This is a genomic window from Marinobacter halodurans (assembly GCF_004327985.1).
Taxonomy (GTDB): Bacteria; Pseudomonadota; Gammaproteobacteria; order Pseudomonadales; family Oleiphilaceae; genus Marinobacter_A; species Marinobacter_A halodurans.
In genome coordinates, this window is sequence record NZ_SJDL01000016.1 from 1 (window position 1) to 15,542 (window position 15,542).

Sequence of the window (15,542 nt, forward strand, 5' to 3'; positions counted from 1 at the left end):
GGCCAACGTGCACGACATCGTGCCCACCGACAATCTGCTGCATGGCGAAGAGCAGAGAGTCTTCGGCGACGCCGGTTACCTTGGCATTCAGAAGCGGGATGAGCATAAGCACCGCGAAAACGTCTCCTGGTTCATTGCCAAACGGCCTGGCACCCGGAAGAAGCTGGATGCCGATAAACTAAAAGCCGAAAAACTCAAAGCCAGTGTTCGTGCCAAGGTTGAGCATCCCTTTCGGTACATCAAGCAGGTCTTCGGCTATGGCAAGGTCCGCTATCGTGGTCTTGCCAAAAACAGCAACCGGCTGCATTTGCTGGCAGCGTTCAGCAACCTGCTGATCGGTGAAAAATACCTGCTGGCGTAGAACCAGTGCGCCTGTGTTCCGCCAAACTGGCGGGAAACAGGCAAGGAACACACAAATAACGGGAAAATAGTGTCTGAATCTTCGATTTTTTGCCGATTAAAACCAAATTCAGCAAAAATCAGCGGTTATTCAGACCTTCCTTAGCGATGCCGTCTCTCGGTTTGAAATGGGAAACACCGCAACTGGTATCGGAAGTAGCCTGCTTGCAGCGGGCACTTTCGCGGTGGGTATCAACAGCCTTCTGGCCAGTGGAAGCACGCTCCTCTTTCTCGGGCCGGGCGGCTTTTGCTAGGCATTGCGCTTTGCTTAACCGGTGTGGCGATGGTTTGGTGGTTTAGCGAGGACCCCTTCGAAACCTGGATGCGGCAAGGGCCTTTGATATTGATAGTCGCTGGGGCTTGCCGACCGTTTTGTCTTTGGCATCTTTGCTTTCTCTTGTGTGGCTTCCTTTTTACTTGTTGTTGCTTTTGGTATGGACGTCCTGATCGCCGTACGGTTGTTTTGGGGCCGTTTTTTGGACTGATTGGTCTCCATTTATCCTTCAGGTAACCGTTCACTGGGTATCTGGAACGTCACCCGGAAGTCATGGTCCGGGACCTGGGCCGCGGCCTTTTCCGCACGACGGGCAAGATCAGATTTTGCACCTATTGGGGTAAAGAGACCTTCGAAGCCCCTTCATCGAGTCCGGTCCGTATATCGCCTGTCACGTCCAGCCCGATGGGCCGGTGAGCTGTAAGCCGGTGCTGGTTTTTGCAATCATGTTATAGACCATCAGCCAGTGATGCCCCTCATCGATTTTTTTGTAGCATGGCTTGCCATTTTAAGAACAGCGGGAACATCTGGTGAGCGAGCAAGCTGTATTCAATAAAGACATATACGTTCGAGCTACCAGAAAACTAATGACTCGACGCCTGACCGTCCTTGATGGGGAGTCCGTGGCCCTGCTGGCAACGGCCGATGGTCGTTTATGTGTGTCCACCTGTGAAAGCCAGGAAGAAGCGACTTCCCGCCAGGCAGCGTTTTCCAGCGCCCTGATGTCTCTATCCCAAAGATTCTGCCAGGAAGTGCTGGGCTCCCAGAATGGGGAAATTGCGCTGTCCTGCCTCAAGGGCAATGCGGTCATCGTTCGCCTGGAACTGGGTGGAAAACCCTACCAACTATGTGTTGCCAGTGGTGAGCAGAACAATCTGGCAACCGTCATACGTATCGCCCGCGATATGGGGGAAATGATGACCAATTTACCGCATGACACCCATAGGTATACATAATGGCAAGGATTGAGTTTTCGGAAGTTCGGAATATTGATGGTTACTTGGCGGCAGCCCTGGTTGACATGGAATCGGGCATGCTGATGGCCGGTGACGGCAACGCCATTAACCTGGAGCTTGCGGCCGCGGGTAATGCCAATGTGCTGAGAGCCAAAATGAAAGTTGCTGCTTCGCTGGGACTTGATGACTCCGTGGAAGACATTCTCATTACGCAATCCAAACAGTACCATCTGATTCGCCCGCTTGAGACCAATAACAAGATCTTCCTTTACCTGGTCCTGGACAAAGCGAAGTCCAACCTGGCCTTGGCTCGCTATAGTCTGCGTTCTTTCGAGAAGAGCATGGATTTTAGCTGAACAATGTATAGGTAGATGGCAACCAAAACGGACCCCCTCCAATGACCCGCCTGAGAATTGCCCATGCTGGCTGTGACGAAGGCATGGTGCGAAAGCTTAATCTCGTAGCGAATCTGTTGCGTGGAAGAGGCTTCAAGCCCGTGTTGAGTCGATGGGAAGGCGCCGGTGTCGATTTGGCGATCATTGATTGTCAGGATGGCTTTGGCCGCCGCGTTGCAGAAGTTGCCAGACGCCGAAAGATTCCATTGCTGGTCGTTGGTGACCGTGAGGATTTGCCATCCACCCCTTTGAACGGCGAGCGCTCTATTCACCGGGAGCGGCCGGTCATCGAGTATTTTCGCCTTGTAGAGGCGTTGTCCGGCGCTGAACCAGGTACAACCGGTATCACGCCTGAAACGCTTGATCTGGCCCGGGGAAAGCGCCTGGTTGCTGGAAGTGCGGACGTCATGTTTGAAGCCGATACCGGTTTGTGCCGGGCCGGCTCGCATCGAGAACTGGCCACGGTGGCTCACCACCTGAGCCATTGCCGGCCTGTCGAGGTCCTGGCTCCCCCACCGGGCTTCAATGCCCGCAAGCTAGAGGTGTGCACCAGCATCGAGAACCTCGTGTTCAACTCGCTTGTCGCGCGTAACCGCGTTGTTTGGCCCCACGCGGACGCGGTAAATTTGACCGGTTGGCCCGACATCCATAACAAACGGCATGGCAGTGATGTTGCCAGTTTGTCTGCTATCCTATTGGGTAAACCGGTGGGGCTGGAATCGCTCGGTGCCGTATCGTCCGAAGTGGTGGTGGCGTCCTTTCTCCACGCTTGCCGCGTCGCGGGACTCCTTGTACAGAATTCTGGCAAGGCTCCCCCGGCACCCCTTCAAATGGAATATGGGCCCCAGGAAAAAAACGGCGTTGTCGGTGCGTTACGGCGCTGGTTAGGGATTTAGGGAAAACCGTGAGTATTCACAACAAACTGCTATTCGCCGGGCCGGTCGGCGCGGGAAAAACAACAGCTATCCGTGCGATCTCGACCTCGGGCCCGATTGAAACCGAAGCGCCGTTGTCCGATGGCCCCATTGGGGAAAAAACGACCACCACAGTGGCCATGGATTACAGCTATCTGGAGCTGGACGGTGAGATCATCCACCTGTATGGATTACCTGGTCAAAAGCGCCTGGGCTTCATGCGCGACATTCTTGCGGATGGCGCATTGGGGGCCATACTGTTGCTGGATGCAAGTTCCGAGCACTTATACGGGGACACCGAGCATTGGCTGCAGTCCTTGGCCTCATTCGGTCCGGATCTGTTGCTTGTTATCGGCATTACCAAGACAGACTGTAGCCCGGAATTTTCCTTGAACCGGCTGCGGCAAGTGGTCAACAGATGCGCGGGCGCCACGCCAATGCTGTCGATAGACGCCCGTGAAGCCACCGACGTCAAGCAGCTATTGCGAGTGATGCTGGTAAGCCGGGCACCGAACCAGTAACGAGTCGGTACTGCAAAAGTAAAAAACGTGAACGAAGGTAATGAGCTGGCCTGGGTTCGGGGTATAATGTCTGGCACAAATATTACCGTTTTGCTTAAAACCCGGAAGAAAAGCCCATGATTCCATGGGATAAGCGCCAGGCACCACAACGACATCTGCTGGAAGCCTCCCTCGAAGACGTTCTTGACTCCCGGCATGAACGGGTGTAAATGGCCAATCGGATCGACTGGACCGCCTGCGAACAACATCCTGGCCGGCCGTATGCGGTGGAAGCCGGGCGCCCGGTACACCCATCCGGCCGCATGTGGGCTTGCAGCTACTCAGGCACATGTATGCGCTGTCGGAGCATGGTGTCCTTATCGGCCTGGTGCAATCCCGAGTCCCCTGGAGTAACCTCTGTTTGATCCCGTGAGGTGTCACGTGGGAGGCAGGGAAGCCTTTTCCGGCGTTTCCTGTCGGGATTTTCCGACAACCAGTCATCAAGATCCTACGAAAAATCAGAATTTCCCGGCTATTCAGCCCGCGACTTTCCCCACATCATGCTGCCTTATTGTTTTTCGCAGAATTAGGCTGCCGAAAACAACGTCGAGCAGGTGATCGAAAGGAGCCTGATGTGCCGACCATGTTTCCCCGATACAGCCGCCGAGCTGCGCGTGGCTTTACCCTTATTGAACTGATGGTCGTTGTGGTGATTGTCGCCGTTCTCGCGAGCATTGCCATTCCGAGCTATCAGAATTATGTCAAAAGCAGCCACGCCAAGGCCGCCGCCGGTGATCTGGTGGCGCTCGGCCTTGTTATGGAAAACATCTACCAACGCCGGCTTCGTTACCCCTACGACACGAGTACCGGGCTACCCGATGGTGTGAACCTCCCCACGACATCGACAGACGGCACCATTCGCTATGTGAACGGTGTGGACAGCAAATCGGCATTGCCGGCCAATTCCTTGTGGCAGCCCGCCGAAGCGGACAATTTCACCTATACACTGAGCGTCCTGAAAACCGGCAAGGACAAGGGTCGGACCTACAAGCTCACCGCGACCGGCCGGGGAAACACCCTCAACAGCAACTGCGTGCTCACCTTGAACAATGGCAATGTGCGCACGTCCAATGACGGACCCGGCTGTGGCGGCCTGGCGTCATGGTAAGGCGCTACGAGCGGGGGCTGTCCCTGATTGAACTGATGGTCGTGATGACCATCATCATGATCCTGGCGCTGCTTGCCGCCCCCCTGGGAGCGGGCTGGGTAAAGAGCACTCACCTGAACCACGCCCACGATGTGCTAAAGGAAGCCTATGCCACGGCGCGCGCCCTGGCCCTGCGGAATACGGCCAACGTCAGCGGCAACGCCGTCGCCGCCACCCTGAGGGTGAACGGCAACAAGCTTTCGGTGGACTATCCGGACCCGGACGACAGCACCAAGGTGCTCACCCTGTGGTCCGGCCAGGTGGATACCGACACCACGGTTGCCCTGGGCGATGCGCCGGGTTGCGCGGTCCCCAATACCCTGGCCCTGACCGCCAGGGGCCTGCCGGCAGACTTGGGTTGTGTGCATTACACCCTAACCATTAAAGGAGGCCCCAGTGATGCCGGCACCTTGCAGTGAACGCTCCCGGATAGCGTACGCGCGCCACCGTCAACAGGGCATCGGCCTGATCGAGGCGCTGGTGACCTTGCTGCTCACTGCCATCATTGGGCTGGGCATGACCTATCTCATGGGCCGGTCGGCCGTGGCGCAAAAGGACATGAATGTCCTCGGGCTAACCGTCGGCCAGATGCGCAACCAGATCATGAGCGGGCAGTGTAACAGCGCCGACACCGCCAACTCCCAGCTGTCGATCGGCGAGGACACCGGGGTCAGGGTCTCTGCCCAATGCAGCAGTCAGGACACGGTTATTCAGATCACGTCGGACACCAAGGGATTCACCGCGGACAATGTCAACGTCCCTATCCCCCGAATATCCACAAACAACGACGACACCAGTCGGGAGCTCTTCGGCGGACAGGTTGTGATTAACCCATGAACATGAGCATACGCCCCCCCACGCAACAACAAGGGTTCTCCCTGGTGGAATTGATGGTGACGCTGGTGATTTCACTGGTGGCCATCATTTCCATCCTCTCCCTGTTCCAGGGCATGACCCGGAACAGTGTGGAAGTCAAGGTCGGAGCCAGCCTGGATGGAGACGTCCAACTCGGCCTGTTAACCGCGCACAAGCTGCTCCAGGGCGCCGGTTTCTCCTCCGCCGCCGATGCCGCCACCCCTGGCTATGGCACGGACCTGCTGTTGATCTCGAAGGCCCGCCTGGACAAAAGCGGTGCTTTCCATGGCACCCCCGTTGCCAGTAAGAGCCTGGGAACACCCGTGAAGGCCGGAGCCGGCTGGGCCCTGCTATGGCGTAGCGGCGACACCCTGGAGGGCTTGTACGCGCCGGCCAAGGGGGGGCTGCTGACCCTGACCGCCACCGGCGGTGCGACTCCGCTGACCGGTAGCAGCAATAACTGGCAAACCAACACGGCACTGATTGCCCCGCCATCGGTCGATTCCGCCAACCTGGCGAGTACTGGACGGGTCGGCGTTACGCTGGCCAGTAGCAGCTGCCAGCCGCCTGGCTTGGCCGCCGAGTCCGTCAACACCGGCAAATTCACGGTCACCCTGGCTGCAAACGGTTACGCCGCCGGAGCGGCCCAGGTGTCCACCACCTGTCTGGTCAACTTCTAAACCGAGCACTGTCATACCCGGAGCACTTTATGGCCAAGTGTAAAAAAACCATTGTTACTCCAGGTCGCGGCCTTCACCGCCAAAGAGGTATTGCCGCCCTGTTGCTGGTGCTGCTGACGGGCTTGTCGGCCACGGTGGTGGCCATGGGCACCATGTCCTACGTGCGCGGTTCCCAAAAGAGCCAGATGACGGTGCACGCGCAAACCCAGTCCGAGATCTACGCCTGGGCCGGTGTCCAGGCCTTGACCGCCTACCTGAACAACAACCTGAGTGCGGATCCGGACACCAGCCTGGACGCGTTCCTGAACGGGCTCGGCAACCTGAAGTTCAGCAAGGTCGGCAGCGACACTGACATCGCCGTGGCGAGTTACCAGAGCGGTTGTTCCAGCACCAGTGGCAACAGTACCATCGCCTGCTTCAATGTCACGGGCAGCAGCGCGGACAGCCATACCCCACTGCAGGTGGCCTACCGGATCACCCAGAACAATCCACCCACCCCGGAAGTCATCACAACCCCCCTGGTCTTCAACGGCGACCTGAGTATTGCCGGCGGTGGCCTGGACGTCACCGGTAACAGCGACTACCGCAATATCGCCGTCAACGGCGACATCATCATGCAGTCCGCGGCCACCTCGGATATTTCCGGCTGCGCGACCGGGGACATCACCATTAACGGCGGCGGCATTCCCGATCACGGCCACCTATACTCTTCCGGCGGCGATGTCACCGTCGACGGCCAGGACGCGAGCGACATGTCCATATGGGGGGACAACGTCACTATTAATGGCGGCGGTGGCAGCTACCAGGCCATCAAGGCCAATGGGGACATCACCATCAATAACGCCGGTATTGGTACCGTGGATTTCATGCACGCGAACAATATTACGGTCAGTCCCGGTGGTCGGTTCACCGAAGTCAAGGTCAACCACGACTTCCACCTGGGTAACGGCGCCGACGAGATGAGGCAGTTCGGTACGCTGACCGGGGGACACGACTTTATCGTTAGCAGCAAAAGCCATATACCCCTGTTTGACCAGCCCAGCACCATCGCCGGCCAGGTGCGGGTCGAAGGCAACGGCAACGGTAAGGGAAGGGGCAAGGGCGACAAAGGCGCTGTCGTTAGCGAACCTATCCCCCATTTAAGCGTCAAGCAGCAGCATGTCCACCCTGGATTGGCCGGTTTTCCCGAGTGTCATGTGGAGGTCACGGCCTTCGACGTCAACAACCTGATCGCCCAGGCGAATTACATCTTCTATTTTGACAAGACCTCGGGCGATCCCATGCTCAAGATCCAGAATGTCAATGACAGCGACGGCAAGAGTATCGACCAGACCATCAATCTCCGTGAAACCGATGTGCGGACCCTGGATGGCCATGACTTCCTGCAGTGCAATTGGTGGTATACCGGAGACTGGTGTGGCCATTGGGCCAGTGCGGATGACGGCTGGACCTTTACCGGTCTCTTTGCCCTCCCCAGGGGAATCATCGTGTTCGGCGGAACGGGCGATCCAGACCAGAAAAACCTGACGGCCACCCGGTTCACGTTAAATGGTGTATCCGGAGCTCGTGCTTCCCCGCTGTACGGGAGCCCGCTGTACAACACACTGCTCAGCACCGGCGACCTGAACCTGACCGCTGCCGGGGGACTCTTTGCGCTGACCGCCCCTAATTTCGCGAAGGCCGCGGATATCTGCAACCAGGATTTCTATCCGAGGCAACTGTGCGAAAAAGGCGGCGGGGACCGCTATAAGTTGGCAATGACCAAGGACGGCGACGGCAATACCGTGCCCAAGTTCCCCCTGGCCAACAACGCCGTCATGACCAACCAGGATTTCAGCACCAACAGTTGGACGATCTCGGGGCACGTCATCGTCGGCGACGATATCGACACGGCCGCTGGTACGACCCAGATTACAGGGGCGCTGTCGGTGGGGCTCAATGTCAACCAGGAAAGCGGCGAGCAGGGCAGCACCGAGATTTCGGCGGGCGGACTGATCGTGGATACCAGCAAGCTCACGGCGGGCCAACTGCGGACATTCACAGGCGGAAAGGGGGGCGGCGGAAAACCGGAGCGGGTACTGGCTGGCTACCGGGCGCGCTCCCTCTGACCGGTCATTGGGCAGGGACGCCCCCATCGAAAACGCCCGCCATGAAACGAGGGGCTGTCTTCCCCGTGAGAAAATCGCGCCGTCCAAGCCTGACGTATCGGTGAACGAGTTGCTCCGTTCCTGATCATAGTGGGACTTAATAATCGCCGCATGGGCGATTTTCTGTGCAATACTTAAGGTTGTGGAAATGGCTTTCAGGAATGTCTGTATACGGATTCCCCGGCCCTTTGAATCGAAACAGTCCGATGTTTGAAGCGCTCTTCGAACAGTCTCCCGTGCCATGCGCCATCCTGGCGCCCGGGCTTGTTTTGAGTCGCTGCAATGACGCATTCGCCCGCCTGCTCGGCTATTGGCGTGAAGAGCTACGGGACCGCTCACTGCCTTTGCTGATGGAAAATGCGGCGGAATCCGTTTTAATCCATAATGGCCATGACCGGGACATGGCCGGCAGCCACTGTCTCTTTAGACACAAGGACGGGCGGATCCTGGAGCTGCGGTGTGTTACCGCCCCGCTCGGTGACGGAGTGAACCCCAGGGGTATTATCCTGCAAGTGACGGGATTTCCCGGGCAGGATACAGTTGTGGATCCACCAGCTTCCGGGCCGAGTCCGGGCTTCGCCAGCCTGGCCGTTGATCATGTGCAGGAAGCGGCCTACCTGATTGGTGCCAACGGCAGAATCCTGGACGCCAACCAGGTTGCCTGCGAAACCCTGGGGTATAGGCGGGAACAACTCCTTCGCCTGTCTTTTAACGACATCGACCCGAATTTCAACAACGACACCTGTGCCCCCGCCGAGCACGCCCAGCGAAACACGCCCGTCCAGGATTCCTACCACCTCCGTAGCGATGGCGAGAGATTCCCGGTCAATATCCGTTTCGTCCCGCTCAAGTACGCTGGAATGAACCGCACGATGGTCTTCGCCCTCGATGTTTCGAAGGTGCAACAGCTGGAGACATTGAGATATGGCATCCTGGAGAGCCTGACTAGGGGGACCCTTCCGGCGAAAAGCCTGCAACTGATCGTGAACTATGTTGAGGAGACCTGCCCCGAGGCCGTGGCGTCCATTATGCTGGTGAACGAGGGCGGCACCCACCTTGAACCGGGCCCATCCAACCGGTTGCCGGCCCGATTCCTGGATGCCATCCGGGCTGCTCCTGTTCCGATCGGGGTAGGCCAGGGTGCGTGCGGCACGGCGGCTGCCCTGAAACAGGCGGTCCAGGTCGAGGACACGGCCAACCATCCCTATTTCCAGGCCTGCCGGGACATAGTCCTCGACGCCGGCTTCTTGTCCTGCTGGTCGACGCCCATCATCAGCGGCAAGGGTAAGGTACTGGGCACCTTTTGTATTTATCTGCACACCACCGGCAAGCCGTCGGAGACCGGCGTCAAGCGGATTGCCCGGCGAGCCAGTCATTTTGCCGCCATCGCCCTGGAGCGGCAACGGGCTGAACGGCAGGTCCAGGAAAGCCATCAGCGCTATCGCGATATCTTTGACAACGCCCTTGACGCCCTGGCATTGCTGGAAATCACCGGGGACCAGCGTCTCCGTGTCCTGGAAGCCAACCCGGCCATGGAGAGAACCGTGGGTATCCCAAGCCGGCATATGGTGGGGAAAACGACGGATGAGATCGCCACGCTTTCCCAGGAGCTGGCGGCCCGGATCAACGCCCACTGTCACCAGTGCCTCGCCCGGGGAGAGATGGTGGAAGGTGAAGCCTGGTTTGACCTTCCCGTCGGCCGGCGTATATTACATTGCGCGATGATTCCCGTACGCCGCCCGAACGGCGGCTATCATCGCGTCGTGCTGATCAGCAGGGATGTCACGGAGCACAGGCGAGCGGAAAAACTGCTGCATACCCGTGAACAGGAGTTCCGGGCGTTGGTGGACAACTCACCCGACGGCGTCGTCAGATATGGTGCCGATGGAGACACCCTGTACATCAACCCCGTATTGCGTGAATTGATAGGCGGCGCCGACACGCCCTACGGCGAAGTCTCCGCCGCCCTGGAACAACGGATCATGCCGGCTGACCGTTGCGCCTATCAGGAAGCATGGCGGTCCGTGCAGCAAACTGGCGTCGAAGCCCATCTGGTGATTCGGCTGGGGGGGGCGGACAAACGGCATGTCAGGTACCAGGATGTTCGCTTCGTTCCCGAGTTCATACCCGAGGGCAACGTCTGCTCGGTGCTGGCCGTGATGCGGGACATCACGGCCCTGAAGGAAACGGAATTCCAGTTGCTCTCGCTGGTGGAGAACTCCCCCAACTACATCTGCCGAACGACTCCCAGTGGCCGCCTGTTGTATGTCAATCCTGCGCTTCGGACCTGGATGGGGCCTGAGTTCGACGGCAACGCAGGCCCCGGTGTTCCCCCCTCGCCCTGGGTCACGCCCGCCGAGCATGCCCAGCTAATAAGCGCGCATGAGAAGGCGGTGGAGCTTGACTGCCTGGTGGAACTCGAAATCTATTTTTCAAATCCCCAGGAGTGGCACCGCCTCCTGTTCGTACCGGAGAAGAATGAGCTGGGCGATTTCGCGAGTGTCCTGTCGGTAGGCCAGGACATTACTCGCCAAAAGCAGGTCGACCACGAACTGCGTGAGTCCAGGAGTCTGTTGCGGGAACTGGGCGTCCGACGGGAAGCCGAACTGGAAGCGGAGCGCAAGCGTATCGCCCATGAAATCCATGACGAACTGGGACAGTTGTTGACCACACTGCGCCTGAACCTGAGCCTGACCGGGTCCCAACTGCCAGCGGAAGACAGCTCGCTAAGGCAGAAACTGAACGATATGACCGGCCTGGTGGACAGGACCATAGAGACGGTTCGCAACATCGCAACGTCCCTGAGACCGGCGGTACTCAATACAGGCGTCGCCTCCGCCCTGGAATGGCTGACCCAGGAGTTCGCCCGTCACAGCGGCATCCATTGCAAGCTGTCCACGCAGGAAGGCATCCAACTCGATGAAGAACGGGCCACCATGGTGTTCCGGCTGGTGCAGGAGTCACTGTCCAATGTCGGGCGGCATTCCGGGGCGGACCAGGTCTGGATTCGTTTGCACCACTATGGATCCGGTTACCGCCTTACCATCCGGGACAACGGCTGCGGCTTCAACCCAGAAGCCATCGTCAGCCAGCAGTCATTTGGCCTGATTGGCATGCAGGAGCGGGTGCTGTCGTTCAACGGTCAGATGACGCTGGACAGCGCACCCGGACATGGCACGACACTCAGAATCACCATACCGATCCATCCGAGGAAAGCGTCATGATCGACGTGTTGATCGCGGACGACCATACCCTGATGCGCGAATGCCTGAAGCGACTGTTCGACGGTACCGATGACATCCGCGTGAAAGCCGAGGCATCGAACGGTGGCGAGGTCCTGGAGGCCCTGAGACGGGTTGCCTTCGATGTTGTCATGCTCGACGTTTCCATGCCGGGCCTGAGCGGGGAAAGTCTGGTGGCCCGGATACACGACCGCTACCCCGAGCTGCCCATCCTGATCCTGACCATGTTCAACGAGACGCAGATTGCCAAACGCAAGTTGAAGGCGGGGGCCAGCGGTTACCTGACCAAGGATTGCGAGCCAGACATGTTGGTGGGCGCCATCCGAAAGCTCGCGGCCGGGGGGCGCGCCATCCATCCGGAACTTGCCGAACGCATCGCCTTCGATCTCGAGGTCACGGGAAACCGTACGTCGCCAGGGGACTTGACCCGTCGGGAACGACAAATCCTTCACCTGCTGGCCAAGGGCCTCACCCTGAATGAGATCGCCGACCAGTTAGCGATCAGCAACAAGACCGTCAGCACCCATAAAACGCGGCTGATGAAAAAAGCCGGCATAAACAACAACGCCGAGTTGGTTACCTATGCCATGAGGCACCGCATGATCGAATAAGCGGTAGGGTCATTAAGATGGGGCAGGGTCAAAACCAGACCTCGGGCCTTCATGGCCAGTTTCCGTTGCGGGATAAGCCCTCATAGTCCCGTTCCATCTCCGATCGTTCGTTATTGCAGTGCCGGAGCCCGCAGTTGATTGTCAGAGCCCGAATACCTTGTTCCGGCCCGCGTGCTTGGCCTGGTAGAGTGCATCGTCGGCGCGCGAGACCACCAGCGATTCGTTGTCGCCAGCGCGGTATTCCGTAACGCCGAAACTGGCGGTAATCCCTTCGAGGTGTGGAAAGTCGTGGGATGCGATCCGTTGTCGCAACAGGTTGGAAAGCGTGGCCGCGCCGTCCAGATCGGTATCGGTGCAGACAATCAGAAATTCTTCGCCACCCCAGCGACCGACCGAGTCGGTTTGGCGCGTATTCCACGCCAGTATATCCGCGACCTGCTTGAGCACGTCATCGCCGATCGAATGACCATGCAGGTCGTTGACCAACTTGAAATGGTCGATGTCCAGCAGTATGACGCTGAAAATGTGGCCGTAACGCTGGAAGCGATTCTGTTCATAGATCAACACCTGATCCAGCTTGTGACGGTTGTAGAGTCCCGTCAGGGCATCCGTGACGCTCAGTTGTTCGAGGGCGGCATTTTTCTCTTCCAGCTCCCTTGTGCGTTCACGGACCTTATCTTCCAACGCCCGGCTGTAATGGCTGGCCTGCTGATGCGACTCGTTCAGCTCCATGACCATCTTGTTGAAGGCGCGGGCAAGGTCACCCAGGTCATCCTTGGCGGCCACCTCGACCTGGCCGGTGAAATCCTTGTTGCGTACCGCGTCGACACACTCATTGAGCAGGCGTATCTGACGGGTTTGCCGCCAGGCGAAGAGCGTTGCGAGTCCTGCGACCAGCAGCGCCACCCCCAGGGCGGACAGCACCATAAAGTGTTGCGATCGTTCGGAGATCGTTGAGATCTCGGTTTTGATCGCATCGCGAACCTCCTTGACTTCCGTCAATGGAACGGTTGTTCCAAGATAGAGCGTATCGCGGTTTATCCCGGGCCCATGGCCGTTCCACCGGTTAAAGGCGGTTATTTTCTTGAATGCCAGCAGATAGGGTTGGCCTTGGGCATCGGTAAAGGTATGAAGTGGCAAATCGTCGCCTTCCAGTTCTCCGGCGACCTGTCGCAGCTTGTCGTTCTTGCTGTCGGAGAGCTTGAAATAACTTTGTGTGACACCGGAGTCGGTGCGCTTTTTCTCGCTGAGTCCCAGTGTTTTCGCCCACTCTGGCTTGAGACCAAGTATATTGCCGCCACTGCTGTCCATGATGAAGGAGAAACCCTGGTGGCTGATCTGCCCCTTCTTGACCAGGTTGACCAGGTTATTGAGGGGGTAGTCGACTGCCGCGGCGCCCGCATTGGCCGTGCGATCCGCATTCCATAGCGGTGCGAAGAACGTGACCATCAGGCCGGTGCCGCCGGCATCTTTATACAGCGGCGTCAATGTCACCTGACTTTCGGGGTCGGGCAGCTTCGGGAGCCAGGATGTCCAGCCCTCAACAATGCCGGGAAAGAACATATCCCACCAGTTGTGGGTGTTGTGGCCCGGATACTCCTTGTCGAAGATCGCCGGCATTTGAGCCCAGGGTGTCATCGTCATCACCGGTGTTGTCTTGGGGCCGACCACATACAGCCATCCCTTGGGCATGCCGTAATGACCGATGGAGAACAGTAACGGTTTGATGCCAGACACCAGGGCAACATGCCGGCGTGTTGCCTCGTTCATCCGCCCGTCGGACCCGAGTAGATATCCCCATACACTCATGCTGATATCGTCATCGGACTGCGCCAGGTTCGCCCAGTGCTGCTTATCGTTGTAGATCAAATGATTGTGGAAAAAGTCGACCTGATTCACCTTGGCGCCCAGTCCCGCAAGGGAGGGCCGGTCGATCAGGAGCTGTGCCGAGCCGCGCAGGATGTTCAACTCGTTCCGGATCGATTCCAGCCGGAGTCTCACCTGGCCGGCAATACTTCGGGCCTGGTTCCGCACATGCGACCGATAGATCTCCTGTATTTTGACATCCGAGATCCTGGTGGCCGATTCGGTTAACTGGCTTGCCTCATGGAGCTGAATCACCAACAGCGCGGTGGCGAATAATCCCAAGGGAAGTATGGAAAGGATGACAACTTTCAGTGAGAAACGGGAGAAGTGCATGTCGTAGGCCGATTATTCAACTTGGGTACGGCGTACTGCAGTTCGAGCCTGGGGTTATCCCCGCCACTTGGTTTGTCCCCGCTGTGTTCGGCCTTTTGGAAATACACGACACTGATGACTTGTTTGTCACGATATTTACAAGGAAAGGTGGATGAAGACATTAAAGGAACATCCACCGAAACCAGGAAACAAGAACGGCGCGCTGACTCATTGTTACGCGGAGTGCCGTAAAAAGACTGCGAAATTCAAACGGCTATAATAAACGACCTCAACGAATGACATTGAACCCTCTTTCCCATCCATACCCATTAACGACAAATAGACCAGGTAACAGCAAAGTCAGGAAACGTAAAGATTTATCAATTTCCAGAATATTCCGGTCAGTCGGTTTTCCAGGCGCTTGCATCAAGGGACCCATTTCTTTTCCGATAATCGATCATTGTAGTGGCGTGGGTTGGTTGCAATTAGCGAAAGGTGGTATGGGTTATCCACATTTGCATTGACTATAACCAAGCTGCTCAGACCGTGGACATTGCAGAGTTGCTGATTTGTTTACGCTATCCTTTAGGTGCTTCTTTTCTTTCCGGTTTCCCTGCCTCCCGCGGTTCGATTGAGTCGCAATTCTGCTTGATTCCGTTTTTCAGCTCTCCGGGTTGATCCATTCGGCTGCATATGGGGTTGCCGTTAGGCAAGCTCACCTATACGCCGCCGGATCGTGATGTCCTGAATCGCGGGTGGAAATCCCCTACTGGCATGGGGCCGAGGAAGCTGCGCGAGCTTCCTCGGAATATTCCCTTTCCCAGCCTTACGTCACGCGGAACCGTGTGTCTCCTGCCGCCTGCGAATCCGGGGCATTCCTGGGCATCAGGCGGCTAAACCCATGATGGAGTCAGTCCGGTTTCACTGGTGTTACCACCCGTGATGGGCCTTGTCGCGTCCCCGTCGCCTGCCGGTGTGGAGAAGGTCATCATCGCGCGCTGCAGACCTGGCCGGATGTCGGTACTTGCCAGGCCGGGGGATATAGGTGGGGTTTGTAGGGAAAAACCTACTTTCGGTAAGGCTGGGATCTGGTTTTGTAGGGTTTACCTGCCTGATATTTAAGATTTTTCCGGCTATTGGTGTTGAGTGCAATATGTCAGCATGTTTTGTCGTGGCGTCTATCG

13 protein-coding genes and 2 pseudogenes are annotated in these 15,542 nt (G+C 57.7%); 14 read left to right on the forward strand and 1 reads right to left on the reverse strand.

Features of this window, described 5'->3' with window-relative positions; translation table 11 throughout:
- From EZI54_RS11380 to EZI54_RS11435, 14 genes and pseudogenes are all read left to right on the forward strand, one after another.
- The coding region (locus EZI54_RS11380) for a transposase (RefSeq protein ID WP_131482011.1) at positions 1–361 on the forward strand (361 nt) is incomplete at its 5' end.
- Between the two features lie 842 nt (positions 362–1,203).
- Positions 1,204–1,629 carry a roadblock/LC7 domain-containing protein gene (locus EZI54_RS11385; RefSeq protein WP_131482012.1) on the forward strand — a complete coding sequence of 142 codons (426 nt, stop codon included), beginning with the start codon at positions 1,204–1,206 and terminating at the stop codon, positions 1,627–1,629.
- A complete protein-coding gene (locus EZI54_RS11390) occupies positions 1,629–1,985 on the forward strand; it encodes a roadblock/LC7 domain-containing protein (RefSeq protein WP_131482013.1) in 357 nt (118 codons plus the stop codon). Before EZI54_RS11385 ends, EZI54_RS11390 begins: the two co-directional genes overlap by 1 nt.
- A gap of 41 nt (positions 1,986–2,026) precedes the next feature.
- Positions 2,027–2,920 carry a hypothetical protein gene (locus tag EZI54_RS11395; RefSeq protein WP_131482014.1) on the forward strand — a complete coding sequence of 298 codons (894 nt, stop codon included), beginning with the start codon at positions 2,027–2,029 and terminating at the stop codon, positions 2,918–2,920.
- A gap of 8 nt (positions 2,921–2,928) precedes the next feature.
- Positions 2,929–3,459: a GTP-binding protein gene (locus EZI54_RS11400; protein ID WP_131482015.1), complete on the forward strand. Its 531-nt coding sequence runs from the start codon at positions 2,929–2,931 to the stop codon at positions 3,457–3,459.
- A 116-nt stretch (positions 3,460–3,575) separates the two neighbouring features.
- Positions 3,576–3,859: pseudogene (locus EZI54_RS25070) on the forward strand (IS5/IS1182 family transposase); the annotation flags it as partial.
- 222 nt (positions 3,860–4,081) lie between these two features.
- Positions 4,082–4,606 carry a type IV pilin protein gene (locus tag EZI54_RS11405; RefSeq protein WP_131482090.1) on the forward strand — a complete coding sequence of 175 codons (525 nt, stop codon included), beginning with the start codon at positions 4,082–4,084 and terminating at the stop codon, positions 4,604–4,606.
- Positions 4,600–5,064, forward strand: a complete 465-nt coding sequence (locus EZI54_RS11410; protein ID WP_131482016.1) for a pilus assembly FimT family protein — start codon at positions 4,600–4,602, stop codon at positions 5,062–5,064. Before EZI54_RS11405 ends, EZI54_RS11410 begins: the two co-directional genes overlap by 7 nt.
- On the forward strand, positions 5,042–5,482 hold the full coding sequence (locus tag EZI54_RS11415; RefSeq protein ID WP_131482017.1) for a PilV family protein: 441 nt from the start codon (positions 5,042–5,044) through the stop codon (positions 5,480–5,482). The genes EZI54_RS11410 and EZI54_RS11415 overlap by 23 nt, the downstream gene beginning before the upstream one ends.
- Before the next feature lie 2 nt (positions 5,483–5,484).
- Positions 5,485–6,180: a PilW family protein gene (locus EZI54_RS11420; protein ID WP_165495733.1), complete on the forward strand. Its 696-nt coding sequence runs from the start codon at positions 5,485–5,487 to the stop codon at positions 6,178–6,180.
- Positions 6,181–6,209: 29 nt separating this feature from the next.
- Positions 6,210–8,288 (forward strand): hypothetical protein, encoded by a 2,079-nt coding sequence (locus tag EZI54_RS11425; protein WP_131482019.1) that lies wholly within the window; start codon positions 6,210–6,212, stop codon positions 8,286–8,288.
- Positions 8,289–8,533: 245 nt separating this feature from the next.
- Positions 8,534–8,830, forward strand: a pseudogene (locus EZI54_RS25435) (PAS domain-containing protein); the annotation flags it as partial.
- Positions 8,831–8,869: 39 nt separating this feature from the next.
- Positions 8,870–11,551, forward strand: coding sequence for a PAS domain-containing protein (locus EZI54_RS11430; RefSeq protein ID WP_242674431.1), 2,682 nt, complete (start codon positions 8,870–8,872; stop codon positions 11,549–11,551).
- Entirely contained in the window at positions 11,548–12,180 is a 633-nt protein-coding gene (locus EZI54_RS11435) for a response regulator (protein WP_131482021.1), read from the forward strand. Before EZI54_RS11430 ends, EZI54_RS11435 begins: the two co-directional genes overlap by 4 nt.
- A 141-nt stretch (positions 12,181–12,321) precedes the next feature.
- Here EZI54_RS11435 and EZI54_RS11440 read toward each other — a convergent pair whose 3' ends face one another.
- Positions 12,322–14,379, reverse strand: coding sequence for a sensor domain-containing diguanylate cyclase (locus EZI54_RS11440; RefSeq protein WP_131482022.1), 2,058 nt, complete (start codon positions 14,377–14,379; stop codon positions 12,322–12,324).
- Positions 14,380–15,542: the final 1,163 nt, after the last annotated feature.

Coding starts and splice junctions, on each gene's coding strand:
- EZI54_RS11405 (WP_131482090.1), top strand. CDS start 4,082: ATGTTTCCCCGATACAGCCGCCGAGCTGCGCGTGGCTTTACCCTTATT.
- EZI54_RS11390 (WP_131482013.1), top strand. CDS start 1,629: ATGGCAAGGATTGAGTTTTCGGAAGTTCGGAATATTGATGGTTACTTG.
- EZI54_RS11420 (WP_165495733.1), top strand. CDS start 5,485: ATGAGCATACGCCCCCCCACGCAACAACAAGGGTTCTCCCTGGTGGAA.
- EZI54_RS11425 (WP_131482019.1), top strand. CDS start 6,210: ATGGCCAAGTGTAAAAAAACCATTGTTACTCCAGGTCGCGGCCTTCAC.
- EZI54_RS11440 (WP_131482022.1), bottom strand. CDS start 14,379: ATGCACTTCTCCCGTTTCTCACTGAAAGTTGTCATCCTTTCCATACTT.
- EZI54_RS11435 (WP_131482021.1), top strand. CDS start 11,548: ATGATCGACGTGTTGATCGCGGACGACCATACCCTGATGCGCGAATGC.
- EZI54_RS11395 (WP_131482014.1), top strand. CDS start 2,027: ATGACCCGCCTGAGAATTGCCCATGCTGGCTGTGACGAAGGCATGGTG.
- EZI54_RS11410 (WP_131482016.1), top strand. CDS start 4,600: ATGGTAAGGCGCTACGAGCGGGGGCTGTCCCTGATTGAACTGATGGTC.